Annotated in this window: 12 protein-coding genes; 7 read left to right on the top strand and 5 right to left on the bottom strand. The window is 63.3% G+C overall.

Going from position 1 to position 23326, the window contains the following annotated elements; genetic code table 11:
- Positions 1-186: 186 nt before the first annotated feature.
- Positions 187-6738 carry a T9SS type B sorting domain-containing protein gene (locus Q5H92_RS04580; protein ID WP_305010314.1) on the bottom strand — a complete coding sequence of 2184 codons (6552 nt, stop codon included), beginning with the start codon at positions 6736-6738 and terminating at the stop codon, positions 187-189.
- Positions 6739-6839: 101 nt separating this feature from the next.
- The gene (locus Q5H92_RS04585) at positions 6840-9101 is read right to left on the bottom strand and encodes a GEVED domain-containing protein (RefSeq protein WP_305010315.1); all 2262 of its coding nucleotides are present in this window, start codon (positions 9099-9101) and stop codon (positions 6840-6842) included.
- A gap of 289 nt (positions 9102-9390) precedes the next feature.
- Between Q5H92_RS04585 and Q5H92_RS04590 the strand changes: the two genes are divergently transcribed.
- The gene (locus Q5H92_RS04590; RefSeq protein ID WP_305010316.1) at positions 9391-10200 is read left to right on the top strand and encodes an SDR family oxidoreductase; all 810 of its coding nucleotides are present in this window, start codon (positions 9391-9393) and stop codon (positions 10198-10200) included.
- Positions 10201-10424: 224 nt separating this feature from the next.
- On the opposite strand, the gene Q5H92_RS04595 is transcribed toward Q5H92_RS04590, so the two are convergent.
- Complete coding sequence (locus Q5H92_RS04595) at positions 10425-12155, bottom strand: S8 family peptidase (protein WP_305010317.1); 1731 nt, start codon at positions 12153-12155, stop codon at positions 10425-10427.
- A 190-nt stretch (positions 12156-12345) separates the two neighbouring features.
- Here Q5H92_RS04595 and Q5H92_RS04600 point away from each other — a divergent pair, with 190 nt between their 5' ends.
- From Q5H92_RS04600 to Q5H92_RS04625, 6 genes are all read left to right on the top strand, one after another.
- Positions 12346-13137: a DUF3667 domain-containing protein gene (locus tag Q5H92_RS04600; RefSeq protein ID WP_305010318.1), complete on the top strand. Its 792-nt coding sequence runs from the start codon at positions 12346-12348 to the stop codon at positions 13135-13137.
- Between the two features lie 91 nt (positions 13138-13228).
- Positions 13229-15847: a PIG-L family deacetylase gene (locus tag Q5H92_RS04605; protein WP_305010319.1), complete on the top strand. Its 2619-nt coding sequence runs from the start codon at positions 13229-13231 to the stop codon at positions 15845-15847.
- Positions 15848-16084: 237 nt separating this feature from the next.
- A complete protein-coding gene (locus Q5H92_RS04610; RefSeq protein WP_305010320.1) occupies positions 16085-17461 on the top strand; it encodes an aspartate kinase in 1377 nt (458 codons plus the stop codon).
- 81 nt (positions 17462-17542) lie between these two features.
- Positions 17543-18187 (top strand): phosphatase PAP2 family protein, encoded by a 645-nt coding sequence (locus tag Q5H92_RS04615; protein ID WP_305010321.1) that lies wholly within the window; start codon positions 17543-17545, stop codon positions 18185-18187.
- Positions 18188-18349: 162 nt separating this feature from the next.
- Positions 18350-19237, top strand: a complete 888-nt coding sequence (locus tag Q5H92_RS04620) for a glycerophosphodiester phosphodiesterase (protein WP_305010322.1) — start codon at positions 18350-18352, stop codon at positions 19235-19237.
- A gap of 229 nt (positions 19238-19466) precedes the next feature.
- The gene (locus Q5H92_RS04625) at positions 19467-21404 is read left to right on the top strand and encodes a CocE/NonD family hydrolase (RefSeq protein ID WP_305010323.1); all 1938 of its coding nucleotides are present in this window, start codon (positions 19467-19469) and stop codon (positions 21402-21404) included.
- Positions 21405-21616: 212 nt separating this feature from the next.
- On the opposite strand, the gene Q5H92_RS04630 is transcribed toward Q5H92_RS04625, so the two are convergent.
- Both Q5H92_RS04630 and Q5H92_RS04635 read right to left on the bottom strand, forming a co-directional pair.
- On the bottom strand, positions 21617-22507 hold the full coding sequence (locus tag Q5H92_RS04630; protein WP_305010324.1) for a DUF2911 domain-containing protein: 891 nt from the start codon (positions 22505-22507) through the stop codon (positions 21617-21619).
- A 111-nt stretch (positions 22508-22618) separates the two neighbouring features.
- Positions 22619-23197: an ExbD/TolR family protein gene (locus Q5H92_RS04635; protein WP_305010325.1), complete on the bottom strand. Its 579-nt coding sequence runs from the start codon at positions 23195-23197 to the stop codon at positions 22619-22621.
- Positions 23198-23326 lie beyond the last annotated feature (129 nt).

A 23326-nucleotide genomic window follows, 5' to 3' on the forward strand; every position in this document is an offset into this window, starting at 1 on the left:
CGGCAGAAAAAACGCGGTATCATCATGGCCGGTTAAGTGAAAAAGCTTGCCGATGGCGCTGGTCAATAATTGGTTTCCAGCGCTTGGATTGCCGCTTTACAACTGCACCATACTTCCACTTATTGCATGTATAAAAAAAGGCCTCCCAATTCATGGGAGGCCTTTTTAGCATTACGGCAGCGTGGTCTACTTCACCACCTCGAACCAGTTCTTGATGCTGGTGCCGTTGGGCAGTTTCAGCAGGTAGAAGTACTGGCCGGGGGCAATGCTGTCGTCGCCACCCCAGTTGTTCTGGTAGTTGGTGGTGGTATACACCTCGCGGCCCCAGCGGTTGAAGATGGTGAAGGTGTTGCCGGGGTAAAGGGCAATGTTGTCAATCACCAGCACATCGTTCAGGCCATCGCGGTTGGGCGTGATGATGTTGTACACCTTCGTGTCGTTGGCAAAGTCAACCGCCGTTTCGTTTGAGTTCGACAGGCGCTCTGTGGCGTCGGTGCTCACGGCCACCACGCGGAAGTTCTGCTTGAAGCCCACGCCCGAAGCCAAATTGTTGGCGTCGGTGTTCGATACGATGGTGGTGAGCGTGCCGGCCGGTACGGCCTTGAGCAGGGTCGAAGTACCGCCATCGACGCGGCGGTAGATGCGGTATTCCTTCACCGTGAAGCCCACGTAGGCGTTCCAGGTCAGCGACACGTTGCCCTGGTCGCGGCCACCGGCGCCGGGTAGCGGCGTCGTCACGAGGCGTACCGTCTGCACCACCTGGCTCGATACCAGTGTGCCGCAACCGTTGGTCAGGTCGAGGCGGTACTCGTAGGAGTTGGCGTTGGCGTCCACGTTATTGGCATCGGTGTAGGTGGTCGAGGCAACCGGCGTCTGGCCTACCGCAACGAAGGCCCCACTGCCCGCCACGCGGCGCATGATTTGCACTTGGTTGGGGGTGTTGGTGCTGTTTGGGGCGTTCAGGGTCAGGATGATGCGGCTGTTGCTAGCAATGTCAACCGAGCCCAGCGTGAGGGCCACATTCGGCGCATCGAACAGGATGGTGCGGGTAGCCGCGACGCTGGGGCAAGAGGCCGGGCTGGCGCTCACTTCCTGGGCGCTCACCGAGTACGGGCCGGTGGCGTTGAAGCGCACTGTAACGGTGCTGGCCGTGAGCGGCGTCGAGGTGATGGTGCCGCCCACAATGGTCCACTGATAGCTGGCGCCAGCCGTGGGGTTGGCAATGGCGTACTGCTGGGGCGTGGCCACGTTACACACAAAGCCCGAGCCCGAGATGGTGGGCGTTGCCGGCATGGGGTTCACCGTGAACGGCGTGGTGTAAAGCGGGCCCGTGCAGCCGGCCGACGTCGTTTCCTGCACCGTGAGGGTGTAGGCGCCGGGAGCGGGCAGGGTAGCCAGCGTGCGGCTGTTGCCGGTGCCGGCCAGCACGGTGCCGCTCAGGCGGAAGGTGTAGGTCGAACCCGTGAAGCCGCCCGGCAGGGCAAACATCACCGGGCCGCTGCTCTGGCACACCCGCGCCGGCGCCGTGATGGCCAGCGTGGTGAGCGGCGAGGGGTTGATGAGCACACGCAGCGTATCCGACACGCCGCGGCAGACGCCGCCGGTGGGGTTGCTGGTTTCCGTCACCACAATCTTGCCAATGGTGGGCACGGTAACCGGCGCCCAGTTCACGCTCACCGTGTTCTGGAAGGTGCTCACCTGCGTGCCGCCGATAATCAGCCAGGAGTAGCTCGAACCGTTGGCAAACGAGCCGCTGGTATAGGTATAGGGGCCATCGGCCTGGCACACCGAGCGGGGCACGGGCGCCACGGCTACCACGTCGCCGGGGCCGGTGGGGCGCACCGTCTGCAGGCGCTGGTTGATGATGATGGGCAGGGTGGTGGTGTCCGAAGAGCAGCCCTGAGCGTTCAGGCGGAATACCTTCACGAAGCCGCCCGTCTGGGCCACGCCCCAGTTCACGGTGATGGCGGGCGTGCCCTGACCGGAGGCAATGGTGCCGCCGTTCACCAGCCAGGTATAGGCCGTGCCGGCCGGGGTGGGCACCGAGTAGGCAATACCCGTGACGGTGGGGCACACCGAAGCTGGGCCTACGATGGGCTCCGGCGCCGGGCGTGGGTTGATGGTTACCACCACCGTGGCAGTGCTCACGCAGCCGCTGGCAGTGGTGGCCGTCAGGGTGTAGGTGCGGGTGATGGGGGCAGTGCCGGTGTTCACACCCAGGAGAACGGGCTGGGCCACGGTGGCGCTGCTCAGGTCGGTGGCCGGGCTCCAGCTATAGGTATAGCCGGTGAGCGGGGCCGCACCCAGCGTCACGCGCTTGCCATCGCACACGGCCACGGCCGGGCCGGCGTTAGAGATGGAGGCCGGGTTCACGGTCACGGTCACGGTGCTGGTGGCTACGCAGCCGTTGGCGGTGGTGGCGGTCAGGGTGAAGGTCGTGACGATGGGTGCGTTGGTCGTGTTGGCCAGCGTGAAGGTGGGGTTGGCCACGGTGGCGCTACTCAGGCCGGTGGCCGGGCTCCAGCTATAGGTAGTGCCGGTGAGCGGGGCCGCACCCAGCGTGACGGCGGTGTTCGAGCAGGTGGTCTGGTTGGCGCCGGCCACCGCCACGGCGGCGGGATTGACGGTTACTACCACCGTATCGCGTTGGAAGCAGCCGTTGGCTGTCGTCGCCAGCAGAATATACTGCTGGGTGATGTTGGCGCCGGTGGTGTTCGCCAGCGTCACGGTCGGGGTCAGTACCGAGGCGCTGCTCAGGCCCGTGGCGGGCGTCCAGGCATAGGTGGTGCCGGCTACAGCCGTGCCCGTGCCGATGGTCGTCGGCACGTTCGAGCAGGTCGTCTTATCCAGACCAGCCTGCGCTACGGCGGCGGGGTTCACGGTTACGGCCACCGTGCTGGTGGCGGTGCAGCCCTGGGCCGTGGTGGCCGTCAGGGTGTAAGTCGTGGTGATGGGCGCGCCGGTGGTGTTCGCCAGCGTCACGGTCGGGGTCAGTACCGAGGCACTGCTCAGGCCCGTGGTGGGCGTCCAGGCATAAGTGGTGCCGGCTACAGCCGTGCCCGTGCCAATGGTCGTCGGCACATTCGAGCAGGTCGTTTTAGCCGTACCGGCTTGCGCCACGGCGGCCTGGTTCACAGTCACGGCCACGGTGCTGGTGGCGGTGCAGCCGTTGGCGGTGGTAGCTGTCAGGGTGTAGGTGGTGGTGATGGGCGCGCCGGTGGTGTTGGTCAGCGTAATGGTCGGGTTCAATACCGAGGCGCTGCTCAGGCCCGTGGCCGGGCTCCAGGCGTAGGTGGTGCCGGCTACGGCCGTGCCGCTGCCCAGCGTAGCGCTGGCGCCCGAGCAGAAGGCTACTGCCGGACCTGCCGCCGCAACTGCAGCCGGGAATATAGTAACAACCACCGTGCTGGTGGCTGAGCAGCCTTGGGTCGTGGTAGCAGTCAGCGTGTACGTCTGGGTGATGTTAGCGCTGGTAGTGTTGGGCAAGGTCACCGTCGGGTTCAGCACCGAAGTGCTGCTTAGGCCTGCGGTGGGGCTCCAGGCGTAGGTGGTACCGGCCACGGCCGTGCCGTTGCCAATGGCCACGGGCACGTTCGAGCAGGTTGATTTCGCCAGGCCCGCATCCGCCACCGCGGCTTGATTCACGGTCACGGCCACTGTGCCCGTAGCCGAGCAGCCATTGGCCGTCGTTGCCGTTAGGGTATAAGTGGTAGTGATGGGCGCGCCGGTGGTGTTGGTCAGCGTAATGGTCGGGTTCAGCACCGAAGCGCTGCTCAGGCCCGTGGCCGGGCTCCAGGCGTAAGTGGTGCCGGCTACGGCCGTGCCGCTGCCCAGCGTAGCGCTGGCGCCCGAGCAGAAGGCCACCGCCGGGCCGGGCGCTGCCACTGCGGCCGGGAACACCGTCACGACCACCGTGCTGGTAGCCACGCAACCGTTGGCGGTGGTAGCGGTCAGCGTGTAAGTCTGGGTGATGTTGGCGCTGGTCAGGTTGGGCAGGGTCACGGTGGGGTTGAGCACCGAGGCGCTGCTTAGGCCCGTGGTGGGCGTCCAGGCGTACGTAGTGCCGGCCACGGCTGTGCCGTTGCCAATAGCCACGGGCACGTTCGAGCAGGTCGATTTCGCCTGGCCCGCATCCGCTACGGCGGCCGGGTTGATGGTCACCACCACCGTGGCGGTGGCCGAGCAGCCGTTGGCCGTGGTGGCGGTCAGGGTGTAAGCGGTGTTAATTGGCGAGCCGGTGGTGTTGGTGCCGGTCACCGCCGGGTTCAGGATGTTGGGGTTGCTCAGGCCGGTGGTCGGGCTCCAGCTATAGGTAGTGCCGGCTACCGGCGTAGCCGTACCGCCCAGCGGGGCCGAGGTCGTGCCCGAGCAGAAGCTGATGGCCGGACCGGGCGTGGCCACGGCGGCCGGGTTGATGGTCACCACCACCGTAGAAGTAGCCGAGCAGCCGTTGGCCGTAGTAGCCGTTACGGTGTACGTCTGGGTGATGGGGGCGCCCGTAGTATTGGGCAAAGTCACTGTCGGCTGGGCCGCAGTGGCGCTGCTCAGGCCAGTGGCGGGGCTCCAGCTGTAGGTATAGCCGGTGAGGGCCGCTGTGCCGATAGGCGCCGATGCCACGCCCGAGCAGGTGCTCAGGGCCGGGCCGGCATTGGCTGTGGCGGCGGGGTTCACCGTCACGCGCACCGTGCCCACGCTTGAGCAGTTGTTGCCGATAGATACGGTGAGCGTGTAGGTCGTGACGATAGGAGCATTGGTCGTGTTGGGCAGCGTCACGGTGGGATTGGCCACGGTGGTGCTGCTTAGGCCAGTGGCCGGGCTCCAGGAATAGGTTGCGCCCGCAATGGGCGTGCCGCCGAGCGGTGTAGAGGCCACGCCGGGGCACACGCTGCGGTCGGCGCCGGCATCGGCGGTGGGCGGAGGCGTCACGGTCACCGTCACGGTGTTCGAGATGGTGCAGGTGCCGTCGGTGCCCGTGATGGTGTAGGTGGTGGTGGTCGTGGGGTTCACGGTCACGGTGGTGCTGGTCGAGTTGAGGCCGCCGCCGCTCCACACGTAGGTCAGGCCCGCCTGGCCCGTCACGGTGAGCGTGGTGCTGCCGCCCAGGCAAATGGTGGGCGACGCCGCCGCCACCGTCAGGGCGGGCAGCGGGCGAATGTCCACGTTTTTCACCACCGAGTCGGTGGGGCAGCCGCGCGAGGAAATACCGCGCAGCACCAGCGTACCGGTGGTATTGGCGCTGTTCCAGGTCACGTTCACCGTATTGGTGCCCTGGCCGCTGCTGATGGTACCGTTCCGCACGGTCCAGCTGTAGGAAGTGGGCGTGGGGCCGGCGGCGGTGTAGGTGCGCACCACGGCCGGGTCGCACACCGTGGCCGGGCCGTTGATGGCGTTGGGGCCCGCCGCGCGGGTTACCGTGATGCGGAACACGTCGGAGGCCAGCTTGCCGCCGCAGCCGTTGTCGCGCACCGTGATGGCAATGTCGTAGGGCGTGGCGCGGGCCTGGCCGCAGGCCGAGTTGTACACGAAGGTGCCCGATACCGTGCCGGTGCCGGTGGCCGTGGCCGTGCCCGTGCCCGTGGTGGCCTGCACCGTGCCCGTGCTGTTATTGAAGGTGGTATTGAACGGACCACTGCCGTCCAGCAACACGCTGTTGGCCGTGAGCACCAGGGGGTGCCCCGGGGTGCTGGACTGCGTGGCCGTAATCGGAATGCTCAGCGACTGCCCTTCCTCGATGGTGTAGTTGCGGGGCGTATTAATGGTGGTGGGCAACACGGGCGGCGGCGTGGCCGGACAGGTCGAAACCACCAGCTGCAAGTCGCGTCGGGTAGTGCCAATCAGCACTTCGCGCCCGTTGATGTTGCGGTATTCCTGCACATCCACCGCCACCACGTAGAGGCCGTTGGTGGTGGCGCCGTATTTGGCCACGCCGGTGCTGGCGTTGAGCAACGCAAAATTGCCCGCGCCGGTGCCGAAGGGAGTGGCCGCGCTGTAGCTGCTGTTGAAGTACGGAGTGGTAGAAAAAGTGGGCGGCGAAGTGACTACACTGGTCAGCGCGTTGTAGGGCGTGCCAAAAGAGTACGCCAGCCGGTCGCCATCGGCATCCACCGCGTTGTTGAGCGAGATGGTGGTATCGTTCTGGCAAACAATGGCCACGGCCGTGTCCGAGAAAACGGGCGAGCGGTTGGAGATGAGCGGCGGGGCCATGCTCACGTACAGGGTGAGGTTCTGGCTGCCCGAGTTTGCCAGGTTGGTAATACCGGCGTTGCGCGCGCCTACCGAGTACACGGCGTAGTAGCCATCAAACGATACCGGCAAGCTCACCACCTGGGTGTACTTGCACAGGTAGAACGGCTGGCTGGGGCCCTGCACGGCGCAGCCCGTGGGCACGGGCGGCGAGATGGGCGGCGGCAGGTTCGTGTTGGTGGGTGTGGGCAACACCCGCGGAATGTTGAGGTTCTGCAGCACGGCGCCCGTGGTGCGGTTATAAACCGTGACCGGGGCGGTGGTGGGCGGCGGGGCAATGCCGTTGGGGTTGGCATTGGTGTAGAGGCCGTTGCTGTAGATGGTGACCGTGATTTCGTAGCGAAACGGGGCCGCCGTGGTGCCGTTGGCGTCGAGGTAGCGGTAGCTCATTTCGCCGCCCAGCAAGTGGGTAGCGCGCGCCGGGGCCATGCCCAGCACAAGCAGCGCCAGCAGCATAATCGACCCAAAAAAACGCCGTGGTAAGGTTTTAAACATATAAAAAGGTAAAGGGAGGGAATGCGGAACGAAAACCCGGCGGCCCGCAGGCCGCCGGATTAGTTGAAGCAGATAAATGGGAAAAGCCGACCGGCAGCAGGCTACTCGCGCACCACGCGGCGCACGGCGGTTTCGCCTTTGGCGTTGCGCAGCTGCAACATGTACACGCCGGGGGCGAGGCGGCTCAGGTCCAGCTCGGCATCGGCGGCGGGGCCGAGGCGCAGGCTGGTGGTGAGCAGGGTGGCGCCCAGCAGGTTTTGCACAGTGGCGGCGTAGGCACCGGTGGCGCTGGCATCGGGCAGGTGCAGGTGTACCCGGCCGTCGGGGGTGGGGGTGGGGTAAACGCTGAGGCTGGGCAGGGCTTGCGCCTCGCGAGCCGCCAAGGGGCCAAACACCAGCTGGTAGTCTTCCACCTCGGCGTTCAGCAGGTTCACGGTGCAGGCGGTGGGCTGGTTGTTATTGGCCACCACTATCACTCGCATCCGGGCGCTGAGGCCAGCGGTGGGGCTCGTCACCGCGAAGGAGGTGGTGTAGGTCGCCGACGAGGGGCCGGCCGTCGTCAGGCCGTTCACCAGCAGTTCGCCGTTGTCGAATATCCCGTTCTGGTTCTGGTCTACCCATATCGACGTGCGGTGAGCCGCCGCCAGGTTGGTCGTCACCGTGATGTTGACCGTGCGGCTGGCGCCCATGGCAATGGGCGTGGTGGTATAGTTGCCGTAGCCGCCCGTGGAGTTGCCCGTCGTGTTGTTATATCCCGGCTGCGCGTTGCTCACCAGCACCGTCTGGATGCTGAAGGGGCTGGGCTGCTGGACACCGCCGGGCCCCGTGCCCCCGGTGCCGTTGGCGGCGCAGTAGGTGAAGCACGGCAGCTGAATGGTGAGGTAGTTGAGGCGCGTGGTGGTGGCCGAGCCGTTCGAGTTGGTGGCCGTCAGGCTCACGGTGTAGGTGCCGGCCGCGGTGTACTGGTGCGAAGGGTTCTGGGCGGTGCTGGTGGTGCCATCACCGAAATTCCACAGCCACGAAGTGGGCGCGTTCTGGGTGCCGTCGGTGAACTGCACGGGGTTGATGCAGTTGCCGGCCACGTAGTTGCTCGTGAAGCTCACCAGCGGCGGGGCCGTGTTGGGGCGCGCGATGATGGTGTAATCTTCGGCTTGGCCGCTGGCCTGGCTGGCGCAGGGACCGGTGCTGTTGCCCACGGCATCGGCAATCACGCGCAGGCGCAGGGGCTGGTTCAGGGTGATGGTGCCGGGCAGGGTGATGGTGGTGGTGGGGCTCACCGTGTTCAGGGCCACGTAAATCTGCTCACCGCTGGTCAGCGAGCCGTCGTTGTTGCCGTCGAGGTACACGCGGATGTCGTGCGCGTTGGTGCCGCCCGTGGTGATAATCATCTGGGTGCTCAAACCCACCATCAGCTCGGCGCGCTGCGTGCAGGTGAAGTCCTGGTAGCCCGCGCTGCCATCGGCCGAAGTGTTGTCGATGGTGCCCAGCCGGAAGCGGGTGATGCCGTAGTTGCCGAAGTAGTTAATCGTAGTGGGCGTGCAGGAGGCCGCCACGGGCACCTGGGTGTTGTAGGTGATGCTGGTGGTAGCCGTGGTATTGTTGCCGGCCGCGTTGGTCACCCGCAAAGTCACGGCGTAGGTGCCGGCCGTGGTGTAGCAGTGGTTGGGGTTCTGAATGGTGCTGGTGGTGCCGTCGCCAAACGTCCAGAGCCAAGCCGTGGGCACGTTCTGGCTGGCGTCGGTGAACTGGATGCAGCCGGTGCAGGTGGTGGTGGCGCTGGTGGTGAAGGCGGCCACCGGCGGGCTGGTGTTGGCCGAGAGCGTCACGCTGTAGTCCTCGTCCTGCGAGTACACCGGCGTGGAGCACGAGGTCGGAAGCGGGCTGTTGGCGTAGTCGGCGGCCACGCGCATGCGCAGGCGCGAGGTGAGCGTGGCCGTGGCCGGCACCACGAAAGTGCCCGAATGCGTGGTGGCGTTGTCGGAGCTGAACACCAGCTCGTTGTTGCCGGTGAAGGCGCCGTCGTTGTTGTAGTCTATCCACACGCGCACGTTTTGGGCGGGCGAGGTGGTGCGCACACTGATGGGGTAGCTCTGGCCCACCACCAGCGCCGCGTTCTGCGTGCAACTGTAGTCGTGGTAGCCGGCCGTGTACGCCGTGCGGTTGGCCAGCACGGTGGTGCCCACCGTCACGTTCAGAATCGCCATGCCGTAGATGGATGGGTTGGCGATGCTGGCCGAGCCCGGGGTGCAGGCCGCCGTGACGGGACAGGTCTGGGCCTCAGCGGCCGACGAGACGCCCAGCGTTAACAGAACGGCCGCTACGCCGGAAGCAATGCGGGACCAAGAACGTAGGAGTGGAAGCATACGGTATTTTGTGGGAAAACAATAGAATTCAATGGATAAATGTAAGGAGAAAATGCCGACCTCAAGGCCGGAATCGGCCATTTTCGGTTTTTATTCGCCCATGTCCCAAACGGGTTCGGCCAAAGCTCCTTTTTATCCTCCCGGCGGGCGCCGGTTCCTTGCCTGACTGCCGCCAGCAGGCAGGGTTTAAAAAGCACCGGGCAAAAATCGCACCATCTGGCCGTAAATTTGGGCGCAACCTGCCTGTTTCGCTTTTTACGGCTTTCGCCAGCCCTCTTCTTTTCACCCCATGCCTACTCCTACTGTACTCATCACCGGCGGCACTTCGGGCATTGGCCGGGCCTGCGCGCTGGCCTTTGGCCGGGCCGGCTACCAGGTGGCCATCACGGGCCGCGACGAAAAAAAACTCGCTGAAACCGCTCAGGCCCTGGCCGCCGCCGGCATTGCCCACCTCACGGTGCGGGCCGACGTGGGCGACGAAGCCGCCGCCGAGCGCGCCGTGCAGGAAACCGTGGCCCGCTTCGGTGGCCTCGACGTGCTGCTCAACAACGCCGGCATCAGCATGCGCGCCCGCTTTCAGGACGCGGAACTGGATGTGATTAAGAAGCTCATGCAAACCAACTTCTTCGGCACCGTTTTCAGCACCAAGTTTGCCCTGCCACACCTGCTCAAAAGCAAGGGCACAGTGGTGGGCATCAGCAGCATTGCAGGCTACCGCGGTTTGCCAGGCCGCACAGGGTACTCAGCGTCCAAGTTTGCCATGAACGGCTTTCTCGAAGCCCTGCGCACCGAATTGCTCGACCAGGGCGTGAACGTGCTCACGGCCGCGCCGGGCTTCACCTCCTCCAACATCCGCAATACGGCCTTGGCCGCCGACGGCTCGGCGCAGGGCGAGAGCCCGCGCGACGAGGGCGCCATGATGAGCAGCGAAGCTGTGGCCGACGAAATCCTGCGGGCCGTGCAGCAGCGCAAGCGCACACTGGTGCTCACGGGCCAGGGCAAGCTGGTGGTTTTCCTCAACAAATGGCTGCCCGGCCTGAGCGACAAGCTCGTGCTGAATCATTTCCGGAAGGAGGAGAAGGGCGTGGACGTGGGGTAGAAGGCGACTCGTTCTGACGGGCGCCTCACCCCCCGACCCCCTCTCCTTGGGGAGAGGAGGAGCTACGGCCGCGCATCTGGCTCCATTGGCAAATGACTTGATAAATCAAAAAAGCCTCCCGCATTGTGCGGGAGGCTTTTTTGATTTATCATCTAAACTGTCGCCTGGCTCCCCCTCTCCCCAAGGAGAGGGGGGCCGGGGGGTGAGGCGCCCCGCCCGGACAACTACAGCGACGCCTTCTGCGCCAGCTTCACCGCCTCGTACATATCCACCACGCCGCCGGTGACGGAGAGGGTGGAGAAATCAACTTCCTTCTCGGTGCCGGGCACCTGCACTTTGGTGTGGTGCACCTGGGCCGACTGCATGATGATGCGCTTCAAATCGGTGGCCGTGAGCTTGGGGAAGTAGGACTTGAGTACTGCCGCCACGCCGGCCGTGACGGGCGAGGCCATGCTGGTGCCGCTTTCATTGCCAAACGTGCTGCCGGGCAGGGTGCTGAAAATGCCCACGCCGGGCGCGAACACATCGACGGCCTTCTTGCTGTAGTTCGAGAAATCGGCGGGCAGGTTGGCGTTGTCCTTCGGGCCGGAAGCGCCCACGGTGAGCAGGTTGGGCACCACGCCTTTGTTGATGTAGAACGAGGCCGGATAGTTATCGGTCACGTCGAGGTTATTGTTTTCGTTGCCGGCGGCATGCACCAGCAGCACGTTTTTGGCGGCGGCGTACTTGAAGGCGGCTTCCACAGCCGGGCGCTGGGGCGAAAATTCCTTGCCGAAGCTCATGTTAATGATGCTGGCGCCGTTGTCGACGGCGTAGCGGATGGCATTGGCGATGTCCTTGTCGCGCTCGTCGCCGTCGGGCACGGCGCGCACCATCATGATGCGGACCGGGGCGGGGGCCAGGCCCTGCACGCCCAGGTTATTGTCGCGCACGGCCGCGATGATGCCCGACACGTGGGTGCCGTGCATGGGGTCGGGGCCGTGGAGGTCGTTGTTGCCATAGTAGCGCTGGGTGAGGTCGTCGGGGTTGTCCTTCACGATGTCGGCGCGCGGGTTGAACTTCAGATTGAGCGAATTGTCGAGCAGGCTGCGCTCCTGCTTCGCGCCTTCGTTGAGCTGGGTTATCAGGGCGTCGGCGTCGGCGGCGCCGGTCTGGCGCATCATGTCCAGCATGCCGGCGGCGGCGCGCTTGAGGTTGGGGTCGTCGGTGTTGGCGTTTTTGAGGGCGGTGGTGTCGAGCTTCTCGGTGCCGAGGGCCTGCTTCATGGCCGCCACCATCTGGGTGAGGGGGCCGGCCATGCTTTCCACGTCCTGGTTGCGCTGGGTTTCTTCGGCTAGGCGCGCTTTGTAGGCTTTTTCGGCTTTCTGGTAGAGGGCGTAATCGGCCTTTTCGGTGGGCTTCACCGTAGCGGCGGTTTTGCCCTTGAAGCGCGTCCGGCCGGCCGCTACAATGCGCGTCATCTCTAGCGTTTCGGCGTTCACGTTGCGGCCGTCGGGGCCGCCGAGGAAGTTCCAGCCGTGTACGTCGTCGATGTAGCCATTTTTGTCGTCGTCGATGCCGTTGCCGGGAATTTCCTTGGCATTGGTCCACAAAATCGGCTTCAAATCGACGTGGGCCGTGTCGATGCCCGAGTCGATAACGGCTACCACGATGGGCGTCGGCCGCAGCGACTTCAGCAGCTCATTATAGGTGCGGGTGGCGCCCACGCCGGGTACTTTGTCCTGCTCGGGGTCTTGGAGGTACCACTGGGCGGCGCTCTGGTCGCCGATGGGGGCGGGTTTGGCCGGGGCTGGCGTTTCGGGCGGAATGGCATTGGCCACGGCGGGGGCCACCACGGGCGCACTCACCGCCGCCGATACGGCCGGCGAAGAAGCCTGGGGCCGGCGGGCGCAGGAAGAAAACAGCGTGACGGCCAGCAGCAGAGGCAGCGAAACGCGAGGGAAGGTTGTAGTCATATTCTTAATAAGGAGAAGGCTGCGGTCGTAGTGCTGGTGGTTCGCGTTTCCGCACCGTTAGAACTGTTTGGGCATCGTGCTGGTACGCGAACGACAAAGTTCGCGCTGCTACGCGCTACGTTGGGCCTAAAGACGTGCCTGGTGCGGCCGATGTTGCGCCCGGCTGCGCGCAGCACGTTTATTTGTGCCCATGTCCGACGCCCCCGCTGCCCCCGATACTGCGTGCCTGAACTGCGGCCACGCCCTGCCGCCGCCCGGCTGCTTCTGCCCGCAGTGCGGGCAGGCGCCGGCCCACCGCCTAAGCACGGCCCACGTGCTGCACGAGGTGTTGCACGTCTTCACGCACGCCGACAAAGGGATTTTTGCCTTTGTTCCGCAGGTGTTATTCCGGCCCGGCCGGCTGGTGGCCGACTACCTGGCCGGCCGCCGCAAGCGCCACTTCAACCCCTTTCAGTTCCTGCTGCTGGTGGTGGGTTTTGCCACCCTGCTCGGCGTGAAGCTGCATTATTACGATGGCGTGGGCGAGGGCGTGGCCGCCTACATGGAACGCACCAAGCACATCAGCGCCGTGCAGGTGCAGCGCGTCGAGCACTATTTCCACGCCATTGGGGCATTTTTCAATGTGTATTGGCTGGCGCTGCTGCCGGTGCAGGCCCTGCTGACCTGGGCCGCGTACCGCAGCCGGGGCCTCAACTACGCCGAGTCGGTGCTGGTGCAGGTGGTGATGGGCTGCGCGTTTCAGTTGATTTTGCTGGTAGCGCTGCCCGCCGCCGTGCTGCTGCACGTGCGGCAGGCCGGCCTGAGCACGGCCATTCTGCAGGCGCTTATCATCATCACCTACCTGGCCCTCATCGGGCGGCAAGGGCTGGGGCTGGGCTGGCCGGGCGCGCTGGGCCGGGCGGTGCTGGTGGGCTTGGGCGCCGGCTTGCTCAACTACGCCCTCAACTACGCCGCCTTCAACCTGTACGTGTATCAGGGGTGAGGAGCGACCAATCGGTCGGGCCGCCTTAGGCGGTCCGACTGGGCAGCCGCGCCATCCGGTAACTTCACGGCCTCATTCTGGTTTCCTGCGCATGATTCGTTCCTTACGCCCGCTGCTGGCGGCGCTGCTGCTGCCCCTCACGGCCCTGGCCCAAACGCCCAAAACCTACACCTCCTCCGAAATCCTGCTGGGCCTCAAGAAGCTCAACGTCCTCGGCTCGGTGATGTACCTCGCCGCCCACCCCGACGACGAAAACACCCGCCTCATCGCCTATATGGCCAACGAGCGCCTGCTCGAAACCAGCTACCTGAGCTGCACCCGCGGCGACGGCGGCCAGAACCTCATCGGCCCCGAACTGCGCGAAGGCCTCGGCGTGATTCGCACGCAGGAGCTGCTCGCGGCCCGGCGCCTCGACGGCGGCCGGCAGTTCTTCACCCGCGCCAACGACTTCGGCTTCTCCAAAACCTCTGACGAAACCTTTCGCATCTGGGACAAGGAGCAGGTGCTCGCCGACATGGTGTGGGTCATCCGCCAGCGCCGGCCCGACGTGCTCATCACCCGCTTCCCGCCCGATGCCCGCGCCGGCCACGGCCATCACCAGGCCAGCGCCATCCTCGCCGCCGAAGCCTTCGACGCCGCCGGCGACCCCAAGCGCTTCCCCGAACAACTCCAGTACGTGCAAGCCTGGCAGCCCAAGCGCCTGCTCTGGAACACCGGCAGCTTCTTCGTGAAGCCCGGCGAAAACATGGACGGCTACCTCCGCCTCGATGCCGGCGGCTACAACCCCCTGCTAGGCCAGAGCTACGGCGAAATCGCAGCCCGCAGCCGCTCCAACCACCGCAGCCAGGGCTTCGGCTCGGCCGCCCAGCGGGGCGAGGCGCTGGAGTATTTCCAGCCCGTGAAAGGCGACAAAGCCACCAAAGACCTGTTCGAAGGCGTGGACCAGACCTGGAACCGGGTGCCCGGCGGCGCGGCCGTGGGCAAGCTCATCGAGGAGGTGATTCGCAAGTATGACCCGAGCAACCCCAGCGCCAGCGTGGCGGGGCTACTGAAGGTGCGGGAGGGGATTGAGGAATGTATGAAAGAAACTTACAAGTCATTCCAAAGCCAAGAGAAGCCAACTGAAGCTTCTTTTCAGCGAGAAATTGACATGGTGACAAACACGCATTTCTGGCTTAGAAGCAAATTTGACCAGACCGATGAGTTACTACGCGCATGTTTGGGCCTCCACTTAGAAGCTACCACTTCTGTCGCTTCTGTAGCGCCGGGAGAGAAAGTTGAAATTTCGACTGAAGCCTTTCAATTGCCTTCATCGAATGTTTTTCCACAGCGAGTCTATTTAACTCCTAGCAGTGGCGATACGGTCAACTATCCTCCTTTACTGAAAGGAAGCCAATACACTGGTTCAGGCCGAAGTAAACTCAATTTCACAGCTCCAACCACTTTAGCTTCAACCGCGCCTTACTGGTTGCGAGAGAAACAGACAGTAGGAATGTATCGCGTTGATGAACAATTATTGCGAGGAAAACCAGAGAATGAATCAGCGCTAACTGCTCATTACACTTTCAGGTATCGGTACACCGTTTCTGATGCCAAGAAACGCGAGAAGGAAATGCAGGGGACAATTGATTACACCGTCCCCGTCCAATACAAGCACACCGACCCCGTGCTGGGCGAATTATACCAGCCGCTGGCCGTGGTGCCGCCCGTGCTGGTGAACCTGCCGCCCGCCCGTTCCTACGTCTTCGCCGATGCCCAGCCCAAGACCGTGCCCGTCACGCTGCGGGCCGGGCGCGCCGGGGTGAGCGGCCGCCTGGCCCTGGCCCTGCCCGCCGGCTGGAAGTGCGCGCCCGCCACCGCCGACTTCGCCCTCGCCGCCAAAGACGAGGAGCTAACCGTGAACTTCCAGGTGCAGCCCCTGGCCGGCGCCGCGCCCGGCCGCGCCGAGCTGCGCGCCACCGCCACCGTGGCCGGCCAGGCCTACGCCCGCGGCATCCAGAAAATTGAGTACCCGCACATCCCCACGCAGTTCCTCTTCCCCGAAGCCGTGGCCCCGCTGGTGAAGCTCGACCTGAAGCGGCGCGGCCAGAACGTGGCCTACCTCATGGGCGCCGGCGACGAAGTGCCCGACGCCCTGCGCCAAATCGGCTACAACGTGACCCTGCTCGAACCCAAAGACCTCAGCGTCGCCCGCCTCAAGGAATTCGACGCCCTGGTCGTGGGCATCCGCGCCTACAACACCGTCGATGCCCTGAAAACCAAGCAGCCCGAAATCCTCAAATACATCGAGCAGGGCGGCAACGTGGTGGTGCAATACGTGGTGAACCGCGGCACCGTGCTGCCCGAAATCGGCCCCTACCCAATGACGCTCTCCTCTGACCGCGTGACCGTGGAAGACGCCCCCGTGACGCTCACGAAGCACCAGCTGCTGGCCGCCCCCAACAAAATCACCGCCGACGATTTCAAAGGCTGGGTGCAGGAGCAGGGCCTCTATTACCCCTCGAAATGGGACCCGAAATACCAGACCGTTATTTCGAGCAGCGACCCCGGCGAAACGCCCAAGGAAAGCGCCATCTTGGTCACGGACTACGGCAAGGGCCACTACATATACACCGGCCTGTCGCTGTTTCGTGAGTTGCCGGCGGGCGTGCCGGGCGCGTACCGCATTATCACGAACATGATTTCCTACGGGAAGGAACCGGCGCAGTAATGGATTGTAGCGTGGACTCTGCGAGTCCGCGCACTGCAGGACGTTCGCCGATGCGCGGACTCGCAGAGTCCACGCTACATTTCTCGTCTTGCCGGGCGCAGCTGGGGCATCTGGCGTGCGGTAGTTACCCCAATCGTTTGAGGAACTGCCGCGCGCCAGATGCCTCGGCTGCGCTCGGCATGACGTTCTTTTGTTTTCTGATTACCTTTTCAGGCCTGCGGGCCTTTTTACATACCCGTGCTCACAGTTGAAAAAATCGGCGGCACCTCGATGACCGCCTTCGCCGACGTCCTCGACAACATCATCTTCCACAAGCGCGAAGGCGCGGCCCTCTACAACCGCGTATTCGTGGTATCGGCCTACGCCAACGTCACCAACTGGCTGCTCGAAAACAAGAAAACCGGCGAGCCCGGCGTCTACCACCGCATCACTCAGCACCAGGAGTTTCGCTCGGCGCTGCAGCTGGTGGCGGAGAAGCTGAAGGAGCTGAACAAGGACTACGAGCCGCTGGGATTGAACCTGGCCGTGGCCGATACCTTCATTCAGCACCGCATCGACCAGGCCCAGACCTACCTCGACAGCCTCGTGAACGTGCTGGCCTCGGGCTACGTCAACAGCGCCAATATCCTGCAGGCGGCCCGCGAAATCCTGGCTTCGATAGGGGAGGCGCACTCGGCCTTCAACTCGGTTAATATTCTGCAAAGCAAAGGATTGCACGCTACGCTGGTTGACCTCAGTGGCTTCGATGAAGCCCAGGCCCTGACCATTGATGAGCGCATCCGTCAGGCTTTTGCCGACATCGATTTCCTGAAAACCATCTGCATCGCCACCGGCTACACCAAGGGCACAGAGGGCATCATGCGCGAGTTCGACCGCGGTTATTCCGAAGTCACGTTCAGCAAGATTGCCGTGGCCGTGCACCCGCAGGAGGCCATCATTCACAAGGAATACCACCTCAGCTCGGCCGACCCCAACCTGGTGGGCGTGGACCAGGTGCGGCCCATCGGCTTCACCAACTACGACGTGGCCGACCAGCTGGCCGACGTGGGCATGGAGGCCATTCACCCCAAGGCCTCGAAGCCGCTGGAGATAAACGCCATCAACCTGCGCATCAAAAACACCTTCGAGCCCGACCACCCCGGTACGCTCATCACCCGCGATTTTGTGTCGAAGGAGAAGCACATCGAAGTCATCACCGGCACCGACAAAGTCACCATCATCGACATTCACGACCCGCTGATGGTGGGTGCCGCCGGGTTCGACCTGCACCTGATGCAGGTGTTTTTCGACCTCGGGGTGAGCTACATCTTCAAGGCCACCAGCGCCAACAGCATCACGCTGCTCATTTGGGAGAAGGACCTCAAGCCCCAGCTCATGGCCGCCCTCGAAGCCAAGTACGAGAACGTGACCGTGCAAACCGCCGCCCTGGTCTGCCTCATTGGCTCCAACATCGACGAGCCCGGCCTGCTGGCCCGCGCCGCCAAGGCCCTGGCCGATGCCGGCATCAACATCCGCAGCGCGGGCTTCGCCTTGCGCAAGGTGAACATCCAGTTCATCGTGGGCCGCGAAGACTACCAAACGGCCATCGTGGCCCTGAACCAGGAGCTGGGCTAGCCGTAGCGTGGACTCTGCGAGTCCGCGCACCCAATGTTCCATGCCTGCGCGGACTCGCAGAGTCCACGCTACATTCGCTCCATGACGCTTCGCCAGTTTCTCCTGTTCACGGCCCTCACGCTGCCCGCCTGCGCGCTACTCATCCTATTCCTCGACCAGCCGATTACCCTGTTCATTCATCGCCACACCGGCTGGGCCGAGCCGTTCTTTTCGGCCTACACCGCCGCGGCTGATAATGCTTACGAGGCGTCGATGTACACCCATGTATTGGGTCTGCCAGTGCTGTGGATGGGACTTTTGGGGCTTTTTGTGCTGGGACGCTGGGTGCTGAAGCGCCGCTGGGGCACGCTGGCGCTCATCGTGCTGCTCACCCACATTGCCAGCCAGGGCACCTCCAACGTGCTGAAGGGCACCGTGCATCGGCTGCGGCCGGAGGTGCTATTCAGTGGCGGATACCCGGGCACCGGGCTCTGGGCCGTCGGCCCGCACAACGACTCGTTCCCTTCGACGCATACCGCTATTTATTTCAGCCTGTTCTGGCCGCTGGCGCTGGCGTTCCCGCGCTGGCGCGTGCCGCTGCTGGTGCTGCCCGGCATCATCATGCTGGGGCGGCTGGTCATGGGCGCGCACTATCCGTCCGACGTGTGGTTTTCGGCTTGGCTGGTGGTGGCCTACACCTTCCTGTTTAGCTTGCTGGATAAGCCGCGCGGTATCAGGGGGGGGTAAAGACGCGCCACTTCGCGTCTTGCCGTTGAACGATACTGTTCGGACGCGCCCGCTTTTCCCGAACGGTGCGGTTCCGAAGACGCGAAGTGGCGCGTCTCTACAACCCCAATTACCCAATACCGTTCAGCCCCCAACCGGCCCGCGCCAGGCTTTCGCTTTTGCATGAGAAAATTACCCTTCGCCACTTCGCTGGCGCTGATAATGCTGCTGGCCCTGGCCGGCTGCACCGCCACCAAGCCCGTGGCCAATCCCAAACTGGTGGTGCTGGGCCACGCCGGCTCCGGCTTTTATACCCCCATCAGCCCCTTCAATTACCGGCCGCCGAGCAGCTGGCGCGGCATCCGGCGCGCCCTGCTGCGCGGGGCTGATGGCGTCGAAATCGACCTCCAAATGAGCCGCGACAGCGTGGTGATGCTCTACCACGACCAGAAAATGGAGGACGGCAGTACCGCCTTGGGCTGCATCAGCCAGCGCACGGCGGCCGAAATCACGCAGGCCCGCTACCGCGGCGGCTTCCCCTACGACCTCATCCAGAAGGAGCGCCCCATCAGCTTCGACACGCTGCTGGCCCGCCTCAACCGCCGCCCCAGTTTCCCCTACATCCACCTCGACCTGCACGAGGACGACCAGTGCCTGCCCGCCGGCCACCAGCACGACCGCACCCCGCTGCTCGTCCGTCAGATTGCCCGCTGCCTGGCCCGCTACCACGTGCCGCCCGCCAACGTCCTCTTCATCACCCAGGAAGGCCCTACCATCGGGCTGGCCCGCGCCGCCATGCCCGGCGTGCGCATCGGTCTCGAAATCGCCTCTGATGAGTTCGCCACCGGCCTGCAGGTAGCCAAAACGCAGAAAGTCCATACTGTGGTGCTCGACGCCGACCGCGTGACGCCCGAGCAAAGCGCGCAGGCACACGCCGCCGGCCTCACGGTAGTCGTCTTCGGCGGCCGCTCGCCCAAGGACCTGCGCCGCGTGCTCGCCACTCAGCCCGATGAGATTGAGGTCGATAACGTGAAGCGCCTGCTCATCATGCAGGGCCGGGGGCCGAAGTAGGAAAGGGGGAATAGAGTGGGAGGTAGGACAAAAAGAGAACGTCATGCTGAGCGCAGCCGAAGCATCTCTACCGCGTGAGTAATTCAATCGACAGGATTTACTTACGCAGTAAAGATGCTTCGCTGCGCTCTGCATGACGGCCTTTTAGCCAGAGCAGGCCGTCCGGCTGCAAAGCATTAATTTGAACTTCTACCTTTACCGCCACTCTCCCACTCAAATCTTACGCAGCATGAAATCCCTTTTACTGTTTGCGGTGGTGCTTGGCGCCGCGGCAACCCACGCCCAGGCCCAGCAGGTAGGAGCTCCGTACCCGGTGTGGTCCGATGTTGATAAGGCCCGCTACGCCACCATCATAGCCGATACTTCCTACATCAAGGAGCATTATAAAAAGTCGGAGTTTCAGGTTCCGATGCGTGATGGGGTGAAGCTCTATACCATCGTGTACGCGCCCAATGACGCCGACAAGGTGCGCTACCCCATCATGCTGAACCGCACGCCCTACGCAATCGGGCCCTATAAGTCGGCCCGGATGAAGCTGAACCTCGGCCCCAGCACCGAGATGATGCACGAGGGCTACATTTTCGTGTACCAGGACGTGCGCGGGCGCTACATGAGCGAGGGCACCTTCATCGACGTGCGCCCCGAAAAGGAGGTGCATAAGAGCAAAACCGACGTGGACGAAGGCACCGACACCTTCGACACCATCGAGTGGCTGCTCAAGAACAAGCAGGCCCCCAAAAACAACGGCCGCGTGGGCCAGTGGGGCATCAGCTACCCCGGCTACTACACCGCCACCGGCCTGCTGGCCCGCCACCCGGCCCTGAAAGCCGCCTCGCCCCAGGCGCCCATCGCCGACTGGTTTTGGGACGATTTCCACCACAACGGTGCGTTTTTCCTGCCCCACGCCTTCAATTTCCTGGCCTCGTTCGGCCTGCCCCGGCCGCAGCCCACACCCACCGGCAACCCCGCCTTCAAGCATGGTACGCCCGACGGCTACGATTTCTTTATGAAGATGGGCCCGCTGAAAAACGCCGATGCCCGCTACTACAAGGGCCAGGTGGGCTTCTGGAACGACCTGGTAGAGCACCCCAACTACGACGAGTTCTGGCAGGCCCGCGACCTGCGCCCCCACCTCAAAAACCTGCAGCCTGGCACGGCCGTGCTCACCGTGGGCGGCTTCAACGACGCCGAGGACTTATTCGGCGCTCTGCACATCTACAGCGCCATTGAAAAACAGAATCCCGGCCTGCGCAACAGCCTCGTGATGGGCCCCTGGGTGCACGGCGGCTGGGCGCGCGGCCCGGGCGAAATCGTGGGCAACGTGGCCTACGGCGCGGCGCCCTCGCTCTATTACCAGAAAGACATCGAAGCCCCGTTTTTCAAGGCCTACCTGAAAGACGGCAAGCCCGCCAACCTGCCCGAAGCCACCGTGTTTGAGAGCGGCACCAACCAGTGGCGCACCTTCGACGCCTGGCCGCCCAAAGCCGCGCAGGATAAGATGCTTTATTTCCAGCCCAACGGCAAAATCAGCTTCGAAAAGCCCACCAGCGGCACCGAATTCGACCAGTTTGTAAGCGACCCGGCTCACCCCGTGCCCTTCTCCGAAGCCACCACCACGGGCATGACCCGCGAGTACATGACCGACGACCAGCGCTTCGCCAGCCGCCGCCCCGACGTGCTCACCTACCAAACCGACGTCCTCACCGCCCCGCTCACCCTGGCCGGCCCCATCGAGGCGCTGTTACAAGTGGCCACCACCGGCACCGATGCCGACTGGGTGGTGAAAATCATCGACGTGTACCCCGACAATACCCCCGACAACCCACGCGTCAACCCCAGCGTGCACCTCGGCGGCTACCAGCAAATGGTGCGCTCCGAGGTCATGCGCGCCCGTTTCCGCAACAGCTTCTCCAAACCGGAGCCCTTCACGCCCGGCCAAATCACCGCCGTGCCCTTCACTGTGCAGGACCTCATGCACACCTTCCAGCCCGGCCACCGCCTCATGGTGCAGGTGCAAAGCACCTGGTTCCCGCTGGTAGATAGGAACCCGCAGAAGTATGTGGATAACATCTACAAAGCTGACGAGGCCGATTTCCAGGCCGCCACGCACCGGCTGTATCACTCGGCAGCCAATGCCTCGCAGCTGGCGGTGAAGGTGTTGCCGTAGCAAATACTGGCGGCGCGCCCGGGGAAACCTCACCCCCAGCCCCTCTCCCGCGGAGAGGGGAGCCACGGCGGGGTGGACGCCAGACTACATCCCAAAAAGAAAGCCCCGATTCCGTCAGGAATCGGGGCTTTTTCATAAAATTCGTCAGGCTCCCCTCTCTTTTGGATAGGGGCTGGGGGTGAGGTTTCCCCAGGCGTGCCGTTCGGGCTGAATTACTTGCCCATCTTCTTGGCTTGCGCCATCAGTTCCTCGTTCATTTTCACGTACTCACCGTTCGGCGGCGTGGCGGCCAAGGCGGCTTTCTTCGAGGCTTCAGCGGCTTTGGTGGCGCCGGCGTAGTCCTTCATTTTCAGGCGGATTTTTGCTTCCGTGTTCAGATTCCAGTACTTGGTGGGCTCGGCGGCGTTGGCCTTTTCCATCCAGGTCACGGCCTGCTTCAGGTCCTTGTTGTTGTCGTAGTAGTACACGGCGGCGGCGGCCAGGTCAGCCGGGGCGGGGGTGGCGGCTTTGATGACTTTCTCGTCAATCTGGGCCATTACCTTGCTTTCCACATCGGCGGTGATTTTGAATTTGGCGCCGGTGTTTTCCCACTGCATGTCCACGTTGGCCGTGGCGGGCGTCAGATCGGTGAAGGCGATGGTGAAGGTTTCCACCTTGTTGCTCACCTTGTAGGGCTTGATGGTGAAGCGGGCCACGTCCTGGTCGTCCTTGAAACCGTCCACATCAGCGCCTTGCTTGAGGCTTTTATTCAGCACCACGGTCCACTCGCCGGGGCGCGGCACGGTGTAGATGCCGTATTCGCCGGCCGGAATCTTCTTGCCTTCGATGGTCACGTCATCGGAAAATTTGATGCTGGTGGTGGCGTTGGCGCCGGTGCGCCAGCGCTTGCCATTGGGCACCAGCGAGTTGTCGCTGCCGAAAATGCTGCGGCCCTTGGCGCTGGGCCGCGAGTACACAATGGTTACATCCGTCAGGCCCACGCGCTGCGTAATGGTGCTTTGGGGACTGGCGGCGGGCGTGCGGATTTGGGCGTGCGCGGCCGGCGCGGCCAGCAGAGTAGCCGCTACCACGGCAACGGAGAAACTTGCGAAGTGCTTGCTCATCAGTAAGGAGAGAGTGAGGGGGATTTGTTGAGGGGCTAAAAATACGAAACCCGCGCTTGGGGCGCGGGTTGAATGCTTTACTGGTTCGGATTATGAGGAAATGGGCAGTATTTATCTTCCCTGAGCCATCAGCTCAAAACGGTTGATTCCAATGTCTTGAAGGATGTCTATCAGGTGCATAACTCTACCTGCTCCGGCATTGGCATCTATTCTTATGTAAACGGACATATGCCTTTTTAGAATCAAATCTGTTTCGATTTTCGCTGCTGCAACATATTCTTGCAACTGCTTGTCGCTAAGCAGATTCAATTTTCTTGATTGAGTTGGTTCAGGCTGTTGCTGTGAACCTAGGCAGAGTAATGCAGGAAGCGCTTCTGCATTAACGGAAAGCCAAGCCAACTTATTCGCTTGAGCTTTTTGCTGGTTATTGAGTTGAATGCCGTGGTTCGCACAAACTCTTTGGGTAACAGCAGCGCGTATTGCGCCCGCCGTTGGTTTACCAGGTTCAAACTCTTGAATTCCGAAAGAGAAATTATTCGTATGGTCAATGCTGATGACTGGATTAGAGCCCGTCCCATCGCGCCAGCAGACTGCGTTATTAAATGGCAATTGGGCGTCTTTAACTACACCATGACTGGGACTTTCAAAACGTCCAGTAGGCAGGAACATAAAGCTTACCAGCAGGAGCACACTTACAAATGGCATCAAATCTGGCAATGTAATGCATCGGGTTCTATTAGATTGAATGCTTATCCTTGTCCTTCTCATTGGCTTAAATAATTATGGCCCTTGCTTCGTTGATTTCAACGAAGCAAGGGC

This window comes from Hymenobacter mellowenesis (assembly GCF_030581005.1).
In the GTDB taxonomy this organism is placed as follows: domain Bacteria; phylum Bacteroidota; class Bacteroidia; order Cytophagales; family Hymenobacteraceae; genus Hymenobacter; species Hymenobacter mellowenesis.